20 protein-coding genes and 1 tRNA gene are annotated in these 16,907 nt (G+C 66.3%); 11 read left to right on the top strand and 10 right to left on the bottom strand.

The window, feature by feature from the left end:
• The first annotated feature begins 47 nt into the window (after positions 1 to 47).
• Positions 48 to 1,643, top strand: a complete 1,596-nt coding sequence (gene mcpN, locus HMPREF2914_RS26270) for a nitrate chemoreceptor McpN (protein WP_003090853.1) — start codon at positions 48 to 50, stop codon at positions 1,641 to 1,643.
• Between the two features lie 21 nt (positions 1,644 to 1,664).
• Here mcpN and HMPREF2914_RS26275 read toward each other — a convergent pair whose 3' ends face one another.
• The 6 genes from HMPREF2914_RS26275 to bamI form a co-directional block, all read right to left on the bottom strand.
• Positions 1,665 to 2,903: a M20/M25/M40 family metallo-hydrolase gene (locus HMPREF2914_RS26275; protein WP_003090852.1), complete on the bottom strand. Its 1,239-nt coding sequence runs from the start codon at positions 2,901 to 2,903 to the stop codon at positions 1,665 to 1,667.
• Between the two features lie 66 nt (positions 2,904 to 2,969).
• On the bottom strand, positions 2,970 to 3,437 hold the full coding sequence (locus HMPREF2914_RS26280) for a GAF domain-containing protein (protein WP_003130919.1): 468 nt from the start codon (positions 3,435 to 3,437) through the stop codon (positions 2,970 to 2,972).
• A 114-nt stretch (positions 3,438 to 3,551) separates the two neighbouring features.
• Positions 3,552 to 3,770, bottom strand: coding sequence for a helix-turn-helix domain-containing protein (locus HMPREF2914_RS26285; RefSeq protein WP_003090850.1), 219 nt, complete (start codon positions 3,768 to 3,770; stop codon positions 3,552 to 3,554).
• 8 nt (positions 3,771 to 3,778) lie between these two features.
• Positions 3,779 to 4,336 (bottom strand): DUF2975 domain-containing protein, encoded by a 558-nt coding sequence (locus HMPREF2914_RS26290; protein WP_023091625.1) that lies wholly within the window; start codon positions 4,334 to 4,336, stop codon positions 3,779 to 3,781.
• 170 nt (positions 4,337 to 4,506) lie between these two features.
• Positions 4,507 to 6,306, bottom strand: coding sequence for a metalloendopeptidase Mep72 (mep72, locus tag HMPREF2914_RS26295; RefSeq protein ID WP_023091626.1), 1,800 nt, complete (start codon positions 6,304 to 6,306; stop codon positions 4,507 to 4,509).
• A gap of 77 nt (positions 6,307 to 6,383) precedes the next feature.
• Positions 6,384 to 7,043, bottom strand: a complete 660-nt coding sequence (gene bamI, locus HMPREF2914_RS26300; RefSeq protein ID WP_003130923.1) for a biofilm-associated metzincin protease inhibitor BamI — start codon at positions 7,041 to 7,043, stop codon at positions 6,384 to 6,386.
• Positions 7,044 to 7,197: 154 nt separating this feature from the next.
• Between bamI and HMPREF2914_RS32540 the strand changes: the two genes are divergently transcribed.
• Complete coding sequence (locus tag HMPREF2914_RS32540) at positions 7,198 to 7,845, top strand: flavodoxin family protein (RefSeq protein WP_071534319.1); 648 nt, start codon at positions 7,198 to 7,200, stop codon at positions 7,843 to 7,845.
• Positions 7,846 to 7,859: 14 nt separating this feature from the next.
• Here HMPREF2914_RS32540 and HMPREF2914_RS26310 read toward each other — a convergent pair whose 3' ends face one another.
• Positions 7,860 to 8,204: a helix-turn-helix domain-containing protein gene (locus HMPREF2914_RS26310; RefSeq protein WP_003115217.1), complete on the bottom strand. Its 345-nt coding sequence runs from the start codon at positions 8,202 to 8,204 to the stop codon at positions 7,860 to 7,862.
• A 405-nt stretch (positions 8,205 to 8,609) separates the two neighbouring features.
• Here HMPREF2914_RS26310 and HMPREF2914_RS26315 point away from each other — a divergent pair, with 405 nt between their 5' ends.
• From HMPREF2914_RS26315 to HMPREF2914_RS26325, 3 genes are all read left to right on the top strand, one after another.
• Positions 8,610 to 9,008: a PA2779 family protein gene (locus HMPREF2914_RS26315; RefSeq protein ID WP_003090843.1), complete on the top strand. Its 399-nt coding sequence runs from the start codon at positions 8,610 to 8,612 to the stop codon at positions 9,006 to 9,008.
• Complete coding sequence (locus HMPREF2914_RS26320) at positions 8,993 to 9,970, top strand: PA2778 family cysteine peptidase (protein WP_009313934.1); 978 nt, start codon at positions 8,993 to 8,995, stop codon at positions 9,968 to 9,970. The genes HMPREF2914_RS26315 and HMPREF2914_RS26320 overlap by 16 nt, the downstream gene beginning before the upstream one ends.
• 81 nt (positions 9,971 to 10,051) lie before the next feature.
• Positions 10,052 to 11,008 carry a formate/nitrite transporter family protein gene (locus HMPREF2914_RS26325; RefSeq protein ID WP_023091627.1) on the top strand — a complete coding sequence of 319 codons (957 nt, stop codon included), beginning with the start codon at positions 10,052 to 10,054 and terminating at the stop codon, positions 11,006 to 11,008.
• A gap of 50 nt (positions 11,009 to 11,058) precedes the next feature.
• Here HMPREF2914_RS26325 and HMPREF2914_RS26330 read toward each other — a convergent pair whose 3' ends face one another.
• Positions 11,059 to 12,342 (bottom strand): NAD(P)/FAD-dependent oxidoreductase, encoded by a 1,284-nt coding sequence (locus HMPREF2914_RS26330; protein WP_003090841.1) that lies wholly within the window; start codon positions 12,340 to 12,342, stop codon positions 11,059 to 11,061.
• A gap of 183 nt (positions 12,343 to 12,525) precedes the next feature.
• On the opposite strand from HMPREF2914_RS26330, the gene HMPREF2914_RS26335 reads away from it, so the two are divergent.
• The 4 genes from HMPREF2914_RS26335 to HMPREF2914_RS26350 all read left to right on the top strand — a co-directional run bounded on the left by HMPREF2914_RS26335 (position 12,526) and on the right by HMPREF2914_RS26350 (position 14,542).
• Positions 12,526 to 12,602 (top strand) — tRNA-Val (locus tag HMPREF2914_RS26335).
• A gap of 190 nt (positions 12,603 to 12,792) precedes the next feature.
• Positions 12,793 to 13,230: a type VI secretion system immunity protein Tsi4 gene (gene tsi4, locus HMPREF2914_RS26340; protein ID WP_003114429.1), complete on the top strand. Its 438-nt coding sequence runs from the start codon at positions 12,793 to 12,795 to the stop codon at positions 13,228 to 13,230.
• Positions 13,231 to 13,234: 4 nt separating this feature from the next.
• Positions 13,235 to 13,822: a type IV secretion system toxin Tse4 gene (tse4, locus tag HMPREF2914_RS26345; protein ID WP_003099160.1), complete on the top strand. Its 588-nt coding sequence runs from the start codon at positions 13,235 to 13,237 to the stop codon at positions 13,820 to 13,822.
• Between the two features lie 198 nt (positions 13,823 to 14,020).
• Positions 14,021 to 14,542: a hypothetical protein gene (locus HMPREF2914_RS26350; RefSeq protein ID WP_003119901.1), complete on the top strand. Its 522-nt coding sequence runs from the start codon at positions 14,021 to 14,023 to the stop codon at positions 14,540 to 14,542.
• Positions 14,543 to 14,634: 92 nt separating this feature from the next.
• On the opposite strand, the gene HMPREF2914_RS26355 is transcribed toward HMPREF2914_RS26350, so the two are convergent.
• Entirely contained in the window at positions 14,635 to 14,805 is a 171-nt protein-coding gene (locus HMPREF2914_RS26355; RefSeq protein WP_009876700.1) for a hypothetical protein, read from the bottom strand.
• Between the two features lie 263 nt (positions 14,806 to 15,068).
• Between HMPREF2914_RS26355 and HMPREF2914_RS32800 the strand changes: the two genes are divergently transcribed.
• A complete protein-coding gene (locus HMPREF2914_RS32800) occupies positions 15,069 to 15,290 on the top strand; it encodes a hypothetical protein (protein ID WP_009876699.1) in 222 nt (73 codons plus the stop codon).
• Between the two features lie 6 nt (positions 15,291 to 15,296).
• Here the strand turns inward: HMPREF2914_RS32800 and HMPREF2914_RS26370 are convergent, their stop codons facing one another.
• Positions 15,297 to 16,322 (bottom strand): diguanylate cyclase, encoded by a 1,026-nt coding sequence (locus HMPREF2914_RS26370; protein ID WP_023091628.1) that lies wholly within the window; start codon positions 16,320 to 16,322, stop codon positions 15,297 to 15,299.
• Positions 16,323 to 16,652: 330 nt separating this feature from the next.
• Between HMPREF2914_RS26370 and HMPREF2914_RS26375 the strand changes: the two genes are divergently transcribed.
• Positions 16,653 to 16,892, top strand: coding sequence for a hypothetical protein (locus tag HMPREF2914_RS26375; protein WP_003099145.1), 240 nt, complete (start codon positions 16,653 to 16,655; stop codon positions 16,890 to 16,892).
• Positions 16,893 to 16,907: the final 15 nt, after the last annotated feature.

The following is a 16,907-nucleotide window of genomic DNA, read 5'->3' on the forward strand; positions in this document are numbered from 1 at the left end:
GCCGATGGGGTGGTTATCGGTTTCTGCAGTCCAGTGGGGAAAAGCCAATGAACGAAAGCGTCGCCAGGGTGTTCGATCGGATTCTGCGGGGGCTCGGGTTGAAGACCCTGAACGCCCAGTTCCTACTGTCCTATGCACTGATGTTCGGCCTGGCCGCCTGCGCCTCGGTGGCGTTGTACCTGAGCATGTCGATCTCGCCGGAAACCATCAACGTGGCCGGTGCGCAGCGCATGCTCAGCCAGAAGATGGCCCGCGAGGCGCTGCAATTGCGACTCGGCGCCGGAGACCCAAAGGCCCTGGCCGCGACCATCGCCCAGTACGAGCGCTCGGCCGCCGACCTGGATGCGGGCAATGCCGAGCGCAACGTGAGCCGGATGGGCGCGCCGGAGATCGCCGCCCAGCGGCAGAAGGTGGCGCAGATCTGGGGCCGCTATCGGGCCATGCTCGACCAGGTGGCACAGCCTGCCAGCCAGGTCGACCTGCGCGGCTTCTCGCAGTATTCCACCGAGCTGTTGGGCGAGCTGAACAAACTGGTCTCGCTGATGAGCGCGCGCGCCGACAGTGTCCAGCACACCCAGATGTGGATCGCCTTCGGTTGCCTGTTGGCGATCCTGGTGCTGGTGGTGCTCGGCCGGCAGTTCGGCCTGGCGCCGCTGATGCGGCAGTTGCGCGGGTTGGAGGTGGCGCTGACCGAGGTCGGTGCGGCTAACTTCACCCATGCCCTGGCGGCGGGCCATGCGGACAACGAGATCGGCCGCATCGTCGCCGGCTACGAGCGGATGCGCCAGGACGTCAGCGGTCTGCTGGCGAACGTCAAGCGCAGCGCGGCAGAGACCGACAAGGACGTGGCCGAGGCCCTGGAGCAGGCGCTCGGTGCCGGCGACCAGGTGGCGCGCCAGCACCAGGACCTGGACCAGGTGGCCACCGCGATGAACGAGATGAGCGCCACCGTGGCCGAGGTCGCCCGCCACGCCAACCATGCGGCGCATTCCACCCGCGACGCCGCGGCCCTGGCCCACGAGGGACGCCGTCTGGTGGAGCACGCCAGTAGCCAGACCGGTGCCTTGGCGGAGGAACTGGAACAGACCGCCCTGGCGCTGAACACCCTGCACCAGCACGCCGGCAGCGTCGGCCAGGTGCTTACGGTGATCAGCAGCATCGCCGAGCAGACCAACCTGCTGGCGCTCAATGCCGCCATCGAGGCGGCGCGGGCCGGGGAGGCCGGGCGCGGCTTCGCCGTGGTGGCGGACGAGGTGCGTTCGCTGGCCAACCGTACCCAGCAGTCGACCCAGGAGATCCAGGGGCTGATCGAGCAGTTGCAGGACGGCGCCAACGATGCGGTAGCCGCCATGCGCGGTAGCGCCAGCCATGCCCAGAGCAACCTCGCCGAGGCAGACAGCGCGGCCCAGGCGCTGGGGCGCATCGTCGCCACGGTGGAAGAGCTGGACGGCCTCAACCAGCAGATCGCGACCGCCGCCGAGGAACAGAGCCAGGTGGCCCAGGACATCGACCGCAACATCACCAACGTCTCCGGACTCTCCGAGCAGGCCCACGAAGGGACCGCCGCAGTGCTTTCGGCCAACCAGAGGGTCAAGGAGCACATGGCTGGCTTGCGCGTGGTGCTCGGTCGCTTCCGCACCTGAGGCTGGCTGCGGGCGTCGGCGCTAGTCGGCGGACAGCTCGCGGATCAGCGCCACCGTCAGGTACAGGCGCGGGGCGATGCTCGACAGTTCGAGGTATTCCGCCTCGCTGTGCAGGCCGGCGCCGACTACGCCGAGGGTTTCCAGCACCGCCGGCTTGTCGCTGCCGGGCACGTAGGCGTAGCCGGCGTCCGTGCCGAAGCGCATGGCGATCGGCTCGATGCGCTTGCCGATTCGACCGTAGAGCGTCTGCGCGGTTTCCGCCAGGCGCTGCGAGGCGGGGTTCTTCACCAGGGGCGGACGACCCTTGTCGAGACGCAGACTGACTTCGGTATCGGCGATCAGGCGTTCGCCGGTCAGCTTCCGGGCGTCGGCCAGTACCCGCTCGCTCTCGGCCGGGTCCGAGTAGCGCATGTCGGCTTCCGCCGAAGCCTCGGCGGGAATGATGTTGCGCTTCTCGCCGCCCCTGGCGAGGGTCCAGTTCAGCGTGGTGCCTTTCGCCGGATCGCCGAGGTCCTTGAGACGCAGCAACTGGTGCGACAGTTCGAGAATGGCGTTGCGGCCTTGCTCGGGTGCCGAGCCGGCATGGGACGAGCGACCCTTCACCTCGAGCAGCAGGCCGTCGATGCCATTGGTGGCTACCGTCACTGCGTCCCGGTCCGGCGGCTCGTAGGAGAAGACGTAGTCCTGCTGCCGGGCCAGCTCGGCGATCAGTTGCTTCGAGCCGGCGGAGCCGGTTTCTTCGTCGGGATTGAACAGCACGGTGATCCGTCCGTAGTCCCTGAAGCCTTGCTGCCTGAGCAGCGCCAGGGCATGCAGCACCATCGCCACGCCGCCCTTGGCGTCGGCCACGCCGGGTCCGTAGGCGCGCTCCGCGTCCTCGCGGAACGGACGCTTCGCCGCGCTGCCGGCGGCGAACACGGTGTCGTAGTGAATCATCAGCAGGAAGCGCTTGCTGCCGGTGCCATCGAGGGTGGCCACCAGGTTGTCGCCGGCCGAGGGCGTCGCCGGTGCGCTGCGGACTTGCGCGCCGAGCGCCTGCAGGCGTTCGGCGAGCAGCGCGGACAACTGGCCGAGGCCTTCGGCCTGGCCGGTACCGCTGTCCACCGCGACCAGTTGCCGGAGCGTGTCGAGGTAAGCCGGGCGTTCGGCTTCGGCCTGGCGCAGCAGCTCGGTGGCTGGCGTGTCGGCAGCGAAGGCGGCGGGCGAAAGCAGGAAGGCGAGGGCGAGCGGCAAGAGGTGGGGCAGGCGGCGGGCGTGCACGGAAGGTCCTCGTCTGGTGGGCGGAGGCGGCGCGGTTGTGCGCCGCGGTATCCGATTGACCTTAGGTCATGAGACGGTTTCCGCCAGCAGCGCCTCGACCTTGCGCCGCAATTCTTCCAGCAGGGCCCGTTCCTCGGCCGAATAGTCGCGCGGTCGGCTGTCGAGTACGCAGACGGTGCCGTACGGGGTGCCGTCGGGCGTATGAACCGGATAGCCAAGGTAGTTGCTCAGGCCGAACTCGACTTCATCCTCGTTGCCGGCCCATTCCGTCTCCTGGCGCGAGTCGCGCACGTGCAACGGGGCGTCGCGGTCGACCACGCGTTCGCAGTAGAGGGGTTGGGCGCCGTCTTCATGGACGCTCTTGCGGCCTTCGGCGCCGATCGGGTAGGTGTCCTCCAGGCGTCCGGCGGAGGCCTCGACGCGCATGTGCCGGGGCAGGGAACGCATGATCAGCACCGACGGCACGTCGAGCCGGCGGGCCAGTGCGTCGATATCCCGGCGCAGGGATTCGAATCGTTCGGAGGATTTCGCCATGCCCGACCTCGCCCATGTCTGGTGGATGAACCGCGACTGTAGCGGCGAAAGGGGGCTTGGCCTAAATACCCTTTGTTGCGCTCCCCCTCGCTCGAGCGCATAAGCGCCCGGCTGTCACCCCTCGGTCGGGCCGGGCAGGTACTCCAGCAGGTCTCCCGGCTGGCACGCCAGGTAGGCGCAGATGGCCTCCAGGGTAGCGAGGCGAATGCCCTTTACCTTGCCCTGCTTGAGCAGCGACAGGTTCTGTTCGGTGATGCCGATGGCCTGGGCCAGGTCCTTGGACCTGGCCTTGCGCAGGGCGAGCATGACGTCCAGCCTGATTTCGATGGGCATGGCGGACCTCAGACGAACTGGCGGTTTTCCTCGGCGAGCAGGGCGGCCTTGCGCTGGATGCGCGCGATCACCATCACCGAGGCGGCGGCGAACAGGCTGACCAGTTCCGCCGAACCGAAGCTGAGACTGACGATGCGTTGCCCCTGGGGTTGGAGGAAGGTGACCCAGACCGTCAGCAGCGGCTCCAGCAGGAAGTTCGCCAGCACCCAGCAAGCCAGGCACAGGCCGACCTTGCCGAGCAGCGCCGCGGCTTCTTCGCAGAAATACTCGCCGCGCCCGTAGTGCTGGAACAGCCGCCGCAGCGCTTGCAGTCCGCTGGCCAGGACCAGCAGCGGCAGGCTCGACAGGAGGATGCCGCCGAGGGCCTGCCAGAGCGGCATGTCTCGCGCCGCAACGCCGAGGTCGCCGGCGACGCCGGTGGCAGTGAGGGCGAAGCCGAGGCCGTGCTCGCTGGCGAGGTCGGGGAAGATCCAGCACGCGGCGTTGAGCAGCAGCATGCCGGCGATCAACAGCAGGGTCAGGGTAGCCATCAGGCGGCTGTAGCCGGCCAGGCGGTCGCTTGTCATCGGGGGTACTCCTGGGAAGGTGGGCAGGCCCCTCGGAAACGAGGGAAATTGGAGTGATCATAATTTAATAATAAATTATCGTAAAACGATAATTTTATGATCGCTGCATCCAGCCTGGAGCGCTCCGCAAAATCCCCCCGTGCCTGCCGGGGGCACGGAGGGGAAGCGTCCTACTTCTGCAGCAACTGGACGTTGTCGATGAACATCGACTCCTGCTGGTTACCGCTGAGGATCATCAGTTCAGCACGCTTGATCGGCCCCTTCGGCAATTGCACCTGGCCGCGCAGGCTGGCCCAGCGGCCATTCTCGACCACCTTGTAGCCCAGGGGCAGGTATTCGCCGGGCCGACCCTGGCTTTCCAGGTAGAGGTAGGCATAGGTCATGGCCTGCGAGCCGCGACCGTCGCCGACCCGTACGTCCGCGCTGAACGCGTAGGTCCGGCCTGCTTCCAGGTTGCCCAGCAGGCTGGTGCTCGCGCCGGTGCCGGCGTAGCGCCGCTGGTAGGCTTCCAAGGCCAGCCGCCCGGCGCTGGCGACGCGCGTGGCGCGGGTGCTGGCATGCACGCCGCTCCAGCCGCCGATGCCGCTCTCGAAGTCGTAGGCGATGCGTTTCGGCGCCGGCGGTACGCTCGGCGGCGCGGCCTGGGCTTCCTGCAGGTTCATCTCGTCGACCAGCAGGCTGGCGCCGCTGTCGCTCCAGACCGCCACGTAGAGGTTGCGCTGGTCGGCGGCGGGACGGTAGTCGAAGGTCTTCTCCAGGCGACTGAACTCGTTGCCGCTGACCGACAGTTCGACGCTCTGCGCCGGGTTGTAGGCCAGGGCGCCATCGGCGCGTTCGCTGAGCAGCGCCATGCGCACGGTTTCACGGGTATTGGCGGCCTTGAGCATGACCTTGCCGCTCAGCCGGTAGCCGCTGCCGGCGCGCAGGGGGGCAATGGGGCGGACCAGCAGATCGAAGCCACGCACGTCGACCAGCAAGGCATTGTCGCGGCAGCCCTTGGCGACGTTCACCAGGCTCAGCTGGGCGTTGCCGGACCATGCGCGCCAGCCTTCCATGCTGGCGAACTCGCCATCGCCGAGCAGGCCGCCGAGCTTGGCTTTCGTGCACCATGGCAGGTCCGGCGGGGTCGGCGTGTCGCCGCCGGAGCCCGGGTTGAGCGTGCCGGGTACCTTGGTCGGGCGAAAGTCGGCGATCTGCGTGGCCATGCTGTTCAGCGCGCGTACGGCGTCGGCGTGTTCTTCGCGACCGCAGGGCTGGTTGGCGCATTCGGCGTTGACCAGGCGCGGGTTGGCGAAGAACGGTGCCTGCTTGTTGGTGCCGAAGGCATGCGGGTAGGCCATCACGGTGGCGAAGCGCCCCTGCACGCCGTAGCCGCGGCTCCATTCGTAGGTGCCGCTGTGGGCGTAGCGCGGATCGTAGTAGCTGGACTCCAGGTCCTGCTCGTAGGAGTGGCGCAGGCCCATGTTGTGGCCGGCTTCATGGGCGAAGGTGTTGAGCCCGCAGTCGACCCCGGTGAGGTTGTAGGCAATGTCCTTGGCGTTGCCGTGGAAGCGCCCGCTGTTCTTATCGCCCGAGCCCATGTAGCCGATGCCGCAGGTGATGTAGCCGTTGCCGCTGTTCTGCGAGCGGTTGACCAGGCTGACCAGGTCGGCGCCGTACTGCTCGCGCAGGCGCTGCACCTGCGGGTCGCGCATGAAGCGATCGAGGTTGGTGCCGGTCACCGTCGGGTAGTCGGCCCAGTCCAGGCGCTGCTTGTGCACCAGGCGCAGGCGCAGGTCGACGCCGCTCTTCTCGTAGGCGGTGTTGGCGAACTCGATGTAGCTGGCGATCCGCGCATCGATGTCGCGTCCGTTTCCGGTCTGGGTCGCCGCGGGGGTGTAGAGCACCATGATGTCGACGGTCTTCGGCGCGGCCTGGGCGGCAGAGGCTACCGCCAGGGCGAGGGTGGAGCAGAGCAGGGATTTCTTCATGGGTTGCCTGTGTTCGGACAATAGGAAGCCATGGCGCCCCGAGGGCACCGCTGGGGAAACATGCTGGGAAGGTGGGCTCAGCCCTGGGCGGGCGGCGGCATCGGTGGCAGCTCGGCGAGCGGCGCGTCGACATGATCGCCATGCGGGTCGCTACGCGCGGCGATGTCGTTCTCGTCGATCACCCGGGTCTTGCCGCTGCGGTTGTCGACGATGATCGAGTAGCTGCCGTCGAGGGTGGCGACATTGATGTGGGTTTCCAGGCTGCCGCGCACCACGGTCAGGCTTTCCGCCTCGTCGCCGTCCACCAGGCCGCCGCGCCAGACCGGCAGGCCGGCGCTGTTATGGGTGCTGGCGAGGCGTGCCTGCAAGGGCCGCTCGCGACCCGGCAGGCTCATTTCCAGCACCTGGCCGAGCGCCAGCGTGTCGAGCAGGGCGGGTTCGATCTGCGCCAGGTATTCGGGAATGCCCTGGGCGCCTTCGCGGCTGCGCAGTTCGCCTTGCCAGAGCGTCACCCGCTCGCGTGGCGCGGGCGCTGCGACGGGGGCCGGGGCGAGCATGTGGGTAGTGTCCGCCGTCGGCGCCGCGAGCGCCGCTGCCGGGGCAGAGACTGCCTGGGCGGCGGGGGACTGGCGGGCCTGCGGCGGTGCCTCGGGCGGAGCCGGGTCGAGCAGCCAGCCGCCGATCAGCGCACCGCCGATGGCGGCGGCCGAGGCTGCGTAGATCCATGTCTTGGCCACGTTGTTTCTCCTCTGAGTGAACGTGGCGCGGAGTCTAGGAAGAAGCCTCTCCCGGCGTGGCGGCAACCGTTCACATTTGCGCCAGGCCGCGCGCCGGCGTGACGAAACTGCGAATCAGGCCGGAGCGCTGCGGGCGCCAGGTCACGTGCGCTCTGTGCGCTGCGGCAAGGCTGGCGTTCGGCCGCCACGCTGTTCGCGGCGGAAGGCTTCGGCGCACCTGGCCGACCTCGCGCTTGAAGAACTGGACGAAGTTGCTCGGCTCGTCGAAGCCGATGCCATCGTCTTCGGCAGCCCCACCTATATGGGCGGACCGGCCTGGCAGTTCAAGAAGTTCGCCGATGCCACCTCAAAGCCCTGGTTCGTCCAACTGGCTTCGCTGACGCCTCGCGCTGGCTATGGGGTGTCGACATCCCGGCCGACGCTGGCATGTTCGCTCATCTCCAGGCAACCCGGTACGGCCTCTAGCCGCGCTGGGGCCTCAGCCTCGCGCCAGTTGCAGGAGACGGGCGCGCTCCTGCATCAGCGGCCGGCAACTGCGGATGCCTTCGACGATGCTGTAGAGGCTTTCGATCTGCTGCTGGCTGAGGCTGTTGTTCTGGGCCCAGCCGAGCAACTGCAGCCAGGTCCAGCGGGCGATGGTCTCGCTCTGCGTCTCGGCCTTCCTGCGGTCGTCCCCGTCGCTCTGTCCGACCAGGGTCTCCACCAGCCCCGAGGCGCACAACGGCAGCAGCTCCCGGTACTGCTCCGGGTGCGTGTCGCGCAGGCGACGCAGGGCCATTATGGCGGTGGTTATCGAGTCTGAATCCAAGCTTTTGTTCACAGTTCACTCCTTGTGCGTACAGGCTGGCGGCTGGTGGATCCCTGGGCCGCGAGCAACTGTTCGATGAAACGCGTCAGCTCTTTCTTGAACTCGGGTGTCAGGCTGGACACCTTGAGGATGAGCTCGGCCAGCTCGTCCTCGGGGCAATAGAGGTAGGCCATGGGGACCTGGAGGACCATGGCCAGCTGTTCGGAAGTCCGCATGTTGGGGGAGTGCCGTTCGCGTTCGTATTGGTTCATCCGTGCGCTGGCGGAAAACTCGTCCATTCCCACCAACATGCCCAACTGCTTCTGCGAGTATCCCGCTCTGATTCTTGCGGCTTTTAGCCGGGTACCTAGCATCCATACAACTCCCGTCCCGTTGGCCCGCTCGCTCAAGGTTGGGCAAATCTGGACAAGATGGAAGCTCAGGAATCCTTAGTTTTCGCCGTGCCGGAGGCTCTGTCGTCCGGGGCGGCGCGCGGTTTCGACGCCGTGTACGAGGCTGCGGCGGGGATATGCGTCGATGTCGCCGAGATCGCGCATGCTCCGGTTTTCTCGCGGCGAGCCGGAGTATATGCGAATTGCATAAAGACGAATGCCGCTTCGTCGGCTGGGCGCGGCGGGTCGTCGTGCCGCCTGGGGCGGGCATCGGCGCCGAGGCGGCGGAAAACGGCGATCGGGACGATACTCAGGGGAGGTCGGCGACGCGGAACCAAGCTTCGCCTCCCAGGGCTGATAGTCGGGTTTCACGCAGAGGTCATTCCCATGAGAACAACAACAAGCATTCGCCGTGTCGCTGCCGTCCTGGCAGCGCTGCACCTGCTCACCTTCGCCGAGGTTCCGCTCGCCCAGGCGGCGATGATCGGCACCGCCGAGGTCATGCAGCAACAGCAGCACAACCTCGATCGCCAGCAACTGCTGAAGATGCTCGACGACCAGGGCGTACAGAAGAAACTGGAGGCCATGGGCGTGCCCCGCGACCAGGTGGCGAGCCGCATCAACAGCCTGACCAACGCTGAGCTGGCACAGTTCAACCAGCAACTGGACCAGGCACCGGCGGGCGGCATCATCGGCATCATCGTGCTGTTCCTGGTGATCTTCATCATCACCGACATGCTTTGCGCCACGGACATCTTCAGCTTCATCAAATGCATCAATCGGTGAGGCGGCTGGCAGGGGCGCTGCTGCTCGCCGCATTGCTCGGCGGCTGCGCGCAGCCGCCGAGGCTGCCGCCGGAAAGCGCGGCGCTGCCCGCACGGGTGGAGCTGCGCGACGTGCCGTTCTTCCCTCAAGAAGCCTACCAGTGCGGTCCCGCCGCGCTGGCCACGATGCTCGGCCAGCGCGGCCTGGCGTTGACGCCGGGACAATTGAAGGACGAGGTGTTCATTCCCGGTCGCGAGGGCAGCTTGCAGTTGGAGATGGTCGCCGCGGCGCGCCGCCACGGCATGCTGGTCTATCCGCTGCAAGGCGGACTGGAGAGCGTGCTCGAGGAGGTCGCGGCGGGCAACCCGGTGCTGGTGCTACAGAACCAGGCTTTCTCCTGGTGGCCGCGCTGGCACTTCGCGGTGGTGGTCGGCTTCGATCGGGAGCGCCGCGAACTGGTGCTGCGCTCGGGCATCACCCGGCGCTGGGTCACCGACTTCACCAGCTTCGAATCGACCTGGAAGCGTTCGGGACGCTGGGCGGTGCTGACCCTGCCGGGTGACCGCCTGCCGGCCACGGCAGCGGCGGTCCCGTGGCTCAAGGCCGCCAGTGACAGCGAGGAAACCGGCCACCCCAAGGTTGCCCGGCGCGCCTACGAAGAAGCCGTGCGACGCTGGCCTGAGGACGCCTTCGCCTGGTTCGCCCTGGGCAACAGTCGCTACGCCGCAGGCGATTCCGCCGCTGCCGAACAGGCCATGCTCACCAGCGTCGAGCGTCGCGCGGATTTCGCCGCGGGTTGGTTCAACCTGTCCCAGTTGCTGGCGGAACGCGGTTGCGCGGCGCCGGCGCGCCAGGCGCAGGCCTGCGCGCGGGCATTGCAGCCTGGGGAAGCCCGTTTCGCTGCGGCCTTGCCGCAGGCCGTCGCACCCGCGGCTCGGTGCGCCGAGCTGCCGGCCTGTCCCGTTGGCGCACCGCCCCGCTGAGGCGGCCCAGCCGAAGGTTGTCGGAACCCCGTTCCAGCGAGACGGCTCTATACCTGGGTGGACCCCACTCAGGTGCAGAGCATGGCCAACGACAAGCAGACTTCGACTCCCGGCCCCCGACAACCGGCCAAGGGCGGCGCGGCGGGCAAGCGCCAGGGGCGTGCAGCGGAGGGCGCGCGCAAGCCGCGTGCGCGCGGCGAGGAGCGGAAAGAGAAACCGGCCGACGGACGTTCGGCCACGGCGCTGACCGCCAACGAGCGGCGGGAGATCGACGACAAGCAGCCACCGCGCGCCGCTGTCCTGCACGAGGTGATTCGCGTCCAGGGCGAACACGAGCTGCAGCGCACGGTGGCGGCGCTCTGGTGGTCGGCGGTGGCGGCGGGACTGACCATCGGCCTCTCGTTGATGGGCATGGGCCTGTTCCGCGCGGCCCTGCCCGAGCAGGAATGGGCGATCATCGTCAGCAGCTTCGGCTATCCCATGGGCTTCCTGGCAGTGATCCTCGCCCGCCAGCAACTGTTCACCGAAAACACCCTGACCGCCGTGTTGCCGGTGATGACCGAGCCGACCCTGGAAAAGGCCTGGCAACTGTTGCGTCTCTGGAGCGTGGTGCTGTTCGGCAATATCGTCGGTACGCTGCTGTTCGCCTGGGCGGTGCTGCATCTGCCGATCTTCAATGAAGCGGCCGACGCGGCGTTCCTCGAGATCGGCCGCGAGGTGATGCACAACGACCTGGCGCAGATGTTCGCCAAGGGCATCGTTTCCGGCTGGATGATCGCCACCATGGTCTGGCTGATCCCGGCGGCGGAGGGCGCGAAGGTCTGGATCATCGCGATGGTCACCTACCTGATGGCGCTGGGCAGCTTCACCCACATCGTGGTGGGTTCGGCGGAGGTAGGCTACCTGGCGTTCGCCGGGGAAATCGGCTGGACCGAGTTCCTGCTGAAGTTCGCCCTGCCTACCCTGGGCGGCAACATCGTCGGCGGTAGCCTGATCTTCGCCCTGATCAGTCATGCGCAGATCCGTAGCGAAGGTTGAGGCGCGGATGGAAAAAACGGCACCCCGGGGTGCCGTTCTACCGACGCGGACTAGACCCCGAGCTTGTCGCGCAGGCTGTAGTACCAGGCGCCGATGGCGGTGAACGGTACGCGGAACAGCTTGCCGCCGGGGAAGGGGTAGTGCGGCAGGCCGGCGAAAGCGTCGAAGCGTTCGGCCTGGCCGCGCAGGGCTTCGGCCAGGACCTTGCCGGCGACGTGGGTGTAGGTCACGCCGTGGCCGCTGCAACCCTGGGAATAGTAGATGTTGTCGCCGATGCGGCCGACCTGGGGCAGGCGCGAGAGGGTCAGCAGGAAGTTGCCGGTCCAGGCGAAGTCGATCTTCACGTCCTTCAGTTGCGGGAAGGTCTTGAGCATCTTCGGCCGGATGATCGCCTCGATGTCCGCCGGATCGCGAGCGCCATAGATCACGCCGCCACCGTAGATCAGGCGCTTGTCGCCGGAGAGGCGATAGTAGTCGAGCAGGTAATTGCAGTCTTCCACGCAGTAGTCCTGCGGCAGCAGGCTGTGGGCCAGTTCCTCGTTCAGCGGCTCGGTGGTGATCACCTGGGTGCCGCAGGGCATCGACTTGGCCGCCAGTTCCGGGACCAGACCGTTGAGGTAGGCGTTACCGGCGACCACGATGAACTTCGCCTTCACTTTGCCTTGCGGGGTATGCACCACCGGGCTGGCGCCGCGCTCGATGCGGGTCGCCGGGCTCTGCTCGTAGATTCTGCCGCCGAGCGACTCCACCGCCGCCGCTTCGCCGAGGGCGAGGTTCAGCGGATGGATGTGGCCGCCGCTCATGTCGAGCATGCCACCTATATAGTTGTCGGTCGCCACCACCTCGCGGATGCGCTTGGCGTCCATGATCTCCAACTGGTTGTGGCCGTAGCGTTCCCACAACTGTTTCTGCGCGCGCAGGTGATCCATCTGCTTCTCGGTGAAGGCGGCGAACACCCCGCCGTCCTTCAGGTCGCATTGGATACCGTAGCGGGCCACGCGCTCGCGGATGATGCGCCCGCCTTCGAAGGCCATCTCGCCGAGCAACTGCGCTTCGCGCTTGCCGACGGTGCGCTCGATCACGTCGATGTCGCGGCTGTAGCTGTTGACGATCTGGCCGCCGTTGCGCCCGGAAGCGCCGAAGCCGACCTTGGCGGCTTCCAGTACGGAGACCTTGAAACCATTCTCCAGCAGGAACAGGGCGGTGGAGAGGCCGGTATAGCCGGCACCGATCACGCAGACGTCGGTTTCGACCTCGCCCTGGAGTTCCGGGCGGGGCGGCGCGGGATTGGCCGACGCGGCGTAATAGGAGGAGGGGTAGGGGGTGTGCGGCATCTTGCACCTCTGTTTTTTATTTTTTACGGATGCCCGGATGCTACCCGAGTCGAAATCGGCCGGCTAGCCTCCGTGCAAAATTTTCAACGGACCCCATGAAAATAAAAATTCCACTTTTTCAGAGAGTTAGCGAAAAAAAAGCTTGACGGTGTTTTTGGGGTCTGTAGAATGCGCGCCATCAGCAGGCACGTAGCTCAGTTGGTTAGAGCACCACCTTGACATGGTGGGGGTCGTTGGTTCGAATCCAATCGTGCCTACCAAACAAATCCCGCACTGCTGGCGGGACAAGAAAGGCGATCCGAAAGGGTCGCCTTTTTTCGTTTGCGCCCCGAAAAAGGCCGCTCGGCCCGTGCTCGCCTGGGCTCGCGCTTCATCGCATAGCCGCTATTGACAGCGGGGGCGGTCTTTTCCGACCCTAGCGCCTCACGGATGATTCAGGCGACAAGGCTCATGACGACCTCTTCCGGTTCGCGTATCGGCGGACTTCTTCACGCTTCCCTTTTTTCCCTGCTCGGACTCGGTCTCCTGCTCGCCGGCGGTTTCAAGACCGTCGAGCGGTACCATTTCCTGCGTACTGCGCAGGAAGCCCAGGGGACGGTCAGCGCCTTGAATGCCGGCGGTTCGCATCCGCAGATCGATTTCACCAGCGTTTCCGGCGAGCGGATTTCCTATCCCCAGGGCGGCTTCATCTTCGGCTACCAGGTGGGCGAGCCGGTTCGCGTCCTCTACGAGGCTGGGCGGCCGGCGGCCAGCGCGATAGTCGACGATGCCGGCGCGCTCTGGGGAACCGGCGCTTTCCTCTGCGGCTTCGGCGCACTCTTCGGTATTGTCGGGTTCAGGGGATTGCTGGGCCTGCGTTCTTCCCAACCGACCTCAAAAGGACATTGAAGTCATGTCGCAACTTCCCATTCCCTTGCCCCTCAACGAGAGTCGCTGGCGCTACGTGACGGCCAGTGGCGGAGGCATGACCGTGGCCTTCCTGGCGGGTAGCGGCGGCTCCATCACGTTGCTCTCGCCGGAGGGTGAGAACGTGTCCTTCCGCTATGGCGGGGTGGGCGGCGGGATCGGACTGGGTATGCGCCTGCCGCGCTTCGGCAAGGTCAACCTCAATGTCAAGGGCAAGAGCGTTGGCGGGGCCGGTGCGCTGGAGGCGTTGCCGAGCACCGGAACCGTCTTGGTCGCGGACGGCCTGGTGGGGCGCGACCTGTCCCGCGGCGACTTCACCGGGCCCTGCATGTACGTCGAACTCGGCGCGGGAGTCATCGCCGGCGGTTCGGGCACGGCGATTCTCTTCGGCCTCGATCCCAAGCTGCTGGCGGCGGTGGCGCTGGCGAGCGCCTCGCCATTGACCGCCGCGCTGGGCGCCAGCATGTCGCGGCAATTACTGCAATCGTCCCGTGGCGCCCTGTTGATGGCCGGGGTCAACGTCGGTGCACAGTTCGGCGGCGGCGCGGCGGCTTACCTGGGGGCGTTGTTCTGATGCAGGAGGGCGATCCGGGAGGATCGCCCTTTTTACCTTGCGCAGGCGTGCGGCGGCCAGGGCTCCGTTGAGTTCCATGGCCAGCGGGGCGGTGGCGGAAATCGTTACCGGCGCGGGGAACGGTCGTCGGAGATTCCGAACCGGCGTGGATCGGTTCTTTCCAAACAAGCCCATCCACTCGTTCGAGGTGTCGTGCTTGTGTCCAGGTTGATCATGCCCGGAGGGCCGTTGTCGCAAGAATCCGATGTCCGGATCTTCTGTTCAGCCAAGGAGCGGCTGGACTTCTACCGGCGGGAAATCCACTACGAGACGGGCCAGCTATCCAGTCGGACCAACGCCTACCTGACGGCGCAGTCGTTCCTGGTCATCGCCTATGCTTCGTCGATGGCCAACCTGAACCCGGCCTGGGGCGAGCTGTTCACCCTGGTGGTGCCGGCACTCCTGGCACTGCTCGGGATCGTCAATTCCCTGCATGCCTGGCCGGGCATCCAGGCATCCTCGGAGATCATCTGCCACTGGCAGTTCAAGCAGTCCTGCCTGTTGCACAGCGATCCGGAGATCGGCCTGGCCTACGATGATTCGCCATTGTTCAGCGAACGCGAGGTCAACCGCGGCAGCTTCGAGAAAACCTTGCTGTTCTCGCGACGCGTGCCGTTCCTGTTCGCCGGCTTCTGGTGTGCGCTGGGCGTGTTTTCGCTCTGGTTGCAACTGGCCGGTTAGCGCTGGTGGCCCATCGCTTCGGCAAGGCTTGGCGTTGGCGGAGGCTTGCCGGCTCGATAGGCGGGCGCCGTCGGATCCGCGAACGCCCGGCGTCAGGGCGCTGCCTGCTCGCAGAGATCGTTGCCGAGGAGGCGCGCGCCCAGGCCGCGAAGCAGGTAGGTCTCGACATGGCTGCCGTCCGGGCAGTCGACTCGGTAGCCGAGCGCCAGGCCGGCGGAAAGAAGAACGAACAGGAACAGGCTGATATGTTGCAGTTTGCTCATGGTGTTTTCTACGAAAGAGGCTTGAGGGCGCAGGTGCTGCGCCGGGCGATTCTAGTGCAATGAGGCAGGGGGAGGAGCCGATTTGCATGCCTAAGCGTTCTACATGGTCCAGGGCGCCCAGCGATTCGACAGTCGCCCTGCGCCGATCGACGGCGAGCCGGAGCGAATCCGGCTGCAACTGCGTCTGTACCTGGGTTGAGCCGTTGACGGGCGCTGTCGCTGCCTTTATAAGACCGCCTCACGCAGCCGGCAGGCAGTCGAAGATGAGCGACGAAGACGATATTCACGAACCCGAACACGATCACCTGCTGGATAACGATTACCTCGAGGACGAGCGTGACGAAGATACGTTCGGCGCGCTCGACGAGCCCGATACCTGCGGAACCGGCAGGCGACGTTCCTGCGAATATTGCGACGCGGTCCAGGTGCCAGTCGATAGCGAGGGTTTCTCTATCTGCGCCGATTGCGCAGGGCTGGAGGACTAGCCCTGGTCAGACGCTGACCACCCGGTTGCGTCCGGCACGCTTGGCGTCGTACAGCGCGGCATCCGCCCGGGCGAGTGCCCGTTCCGGTTCTTCGCCGCTGCCGGCCAGGGTACAGCCGGCACTGATGGTCACCGGCACGGACGTGCCGGCACAGTCGATCGGGGTCGCTTCCATCAGTTCGCGGATGCGATTGGCGATCATGGTCAGTTCCGTGGTCTCGCGGACCCGGACCATCGCCACGAACTCCTCGCCGCCGAAACGCGCCAGGAGATCTTCCGGCCGCAGCGCCGCGCGCAGTCGCGAAGCCGCCTCGCGGAGGACGCTGTCGCCGGCCCGGTGCCCCAGGGTGTCGTTGATACGTTTGAAATGGTCGATATCGCTGTAGATGATGCCGATGCGCTGGTCGCTGGCCCGCGCCAACTCCAGTTCATGCTGGTGCAGCGCGTGGAAGCCGGCCCGGTTCCACAATTGGGTGAGGGGGTCGAGCAGTGACTTGCGCTGCTCCCGGTCGATCTCCTGGCGCAGGAAGCGGGTGTGCTCGGTGAGGCTGCGTAGCTGGAGATATCCTTCGGCCAGGATCGACAGTCGATTGAGCTGGCGTCCTTCCCGGAGATCCAGCAGCCGCGGGCTCGGGTCGATCAGGCAGAGTGTGCCGATGGTCTGGCCATTGCTGGCGTGCAGGGGCTCGCCGGCGTAGAAGCGGATGAAGGGCGGCCCGGTGACCAGCGGATTGTCGTGAAAACGCGGATCCCTGGAGGCGTCCGTCACCATCAGCGGTTCGCTGGCCAGGATGGCGTGGCCGCAGAAGGACAGGTCGCGCGGCGTCTGTTCGGCATCCAGGCCGATACGGGCCTTGAACCATTGGCGGTCGTGGTCGATCAGACTGATCAGCACGGTCTTCACCCCGAAGGTTTCCCGCGCCAGTTCCACCAGGGCGTCCAGGTAGTGTTCGGCGGGGGTGTCGACCAGCGCCATGTCGTCCAGGGCCTGCTGGCGCAGGGCTTCGTCGGGAGGGAGGGGGCAGGCGAGCATACTGGATCCTGATCACGGTGGAGACTTTCGGTATAGCTGCCGGACAGGCTGAAGGCCAGCCTGGCGTCCGCAGTCGGCGCAAGGGTGAAGAGGGCAAAAAAATCCCGGCCGCGTGGAGCAGGCCGGGAAAGGATCCAGGGATGTACAGCGCCCACAGCTTATGTCGGCGGCGGTTTCGATGAAGCTGCCGGATCTGGTAGGCGCGATTTTCGCGTCGATGTGTGACCCGCTTCGCCGACTATCCTGGCAAGTGGGGTCGCGAACCAATAGGATTTGCGGGTTTTATTCAATCTGGGTGAATGCGTGCAGGAAATCTACTCTGAAGAACAGATGCGCAAGGCGCTGGGCCTTGCCGAAACACGACCGAAAAAGGCCCGGACCGAGGCTAGCCAGCCGGTCCGCTACACCATCGTCGAACTGAGCGTGCGCAAGGACGGGGCGGGATTGCCGCTGCGTTTCGAACATCGCTCGCGCTCCATCAGCAAGGTCACCGCGCAACTGGAAGCGGAGAAGGAAGCCAAGCGCCAGGGTTACCAGGTCTGGGCGCTGCTGGATATCCGTCAGATCTGAGCGAGGCGCCTGCGC

Source organism: Pseudomonas sp. HMSC067G02, from assembly GCF_001813485.1.
In the GTDB taxonomy this organism is placed as follows: Bacteria; Pseudomonadota; Gammaproteobacteria; order Pseudomonadales; family Pseudomonadaceae; genus Pseudomonas; species Pseudomonas aeruginosa.

Excerpts from the sequence above, each read along its gene's own strand:
- HMPREF2914_RS26285 (WP_003090850.1), bottom strand. The coding sequence starts at position 3,770 with ATGCCCATCGAAATCAGGCTGGACGTCATGCTCGCCCTGCGCAAGGCC.
- HMPREF2914_RS26290 (WP_023091625.1), bottom strand. The coding sequence starts at position 4,336 with ATGACAAGCGACCGCCTGGCCGGCTACAGCCGCCTGATGGCTACCCTG.
- HMPREF2914_RS32800 (WP_009876699.1), top strand. The coding sequence starts at position 15,069 with ATGAGCGACGAAGACGATATTCACGAACCCGAACACGATCACCTGCTG.
- mep72 (WP_023091626.1), bottom strand. The coding sequence starts at position 6,306 with ATGAAGAAATCCCTGCTCTGCTCCACCCTCGCCCTGGCGGTAGCCTCT.
- HMPREF2914_RS26315 (WP_003090843.1), top strand. The coding sequence starts at position 8,610 with ATGAGAACAACAACAAGCATTCGCCGTGTCGCTGCCGTCCTGGCAGCG.
- tse4 (WP_003099160.1), top strand. The coding sequence starts at position 13,235 with ATGTCGCAACTTCCCATTCCCTTGCCCCTCAACGAGAGTCGCTGGCGC.
- HMPREF2914_RS26330 (WP_003090841.1), bottom strand. The coding sequence starts at position 12,342 with ATGCCGCACACCCCCTACCCCTCCTCCTATTACGCCGCGTCGGCCAAT.
- HMPREF2914_RS26325 (WP_023091627.1), top strand. The coding sequence starts at position 10,052 with ATGGCCAACGACAAGCAGACTTCGACTCCCGGCCCCCGACAACCGGCC.
- tsi4 (WP_003114429.1), top strand. The coding sequence starts at position 12,793 with ATGACGACCTCTTCCGGTTCGCGTATCGGCGGACTTCTTCACGCTTCC.
- mcpN (WP_003090853.1), top strand. The coding sequence starts at position 48 with ATGAACGAAAGCGTCGCCAGGGTGTTCGATCGGATTCTGCGGGGGCTC.
- HMPREF2914_RS26355 (WP_009876700.1), bottom strand. The coding sequence starts at position 14,805 with ATGAGCAAACTGCAACATATCAGCCTGTTCCTGTTCGTTCTTCTTTCC.
- HMPREF2914_RS26280 (WP_003130919.1), bottom strand. The coding sequence starts at position 3,437 with ATGGCGAAATCCTCCGAACGATTCGAATCCCTGCGCCGGGATATCGAC.
- HMPREF2914_RS26375 (WP_003099145.1), top strand. The coding sequence starts at position 16,653 with ATGCGCAAGGCGCTGGGCCTTGCCGAAACACGACCGAAAAAGGCCCGG.
- HMPREF2914_RS26320 (WP_009313934.1), top strand. The coding sequence starts at position 8,993 with ATGCATCAATCGGTGAGGCGGCTGGCAGGGGCGCTGCTGCTCGCCGCA.
- HMPREF2914_RS26370 (WP_023091628.1), bottom strand. The coding sequence starts at position 16,322 with ATGCTCGCCTGCCCCCTCCCTCCCGACGAAGCCCTGCGCCAGCAGGCC.
- HMPREF2914_RS26310 (WP_003115217.1), bottom strand. The coding sequence starts at position 8,204 with ATGCTAGGTACCCGGCTAAAAGCCGCAAGAATCAGAGCGGGATACTCG.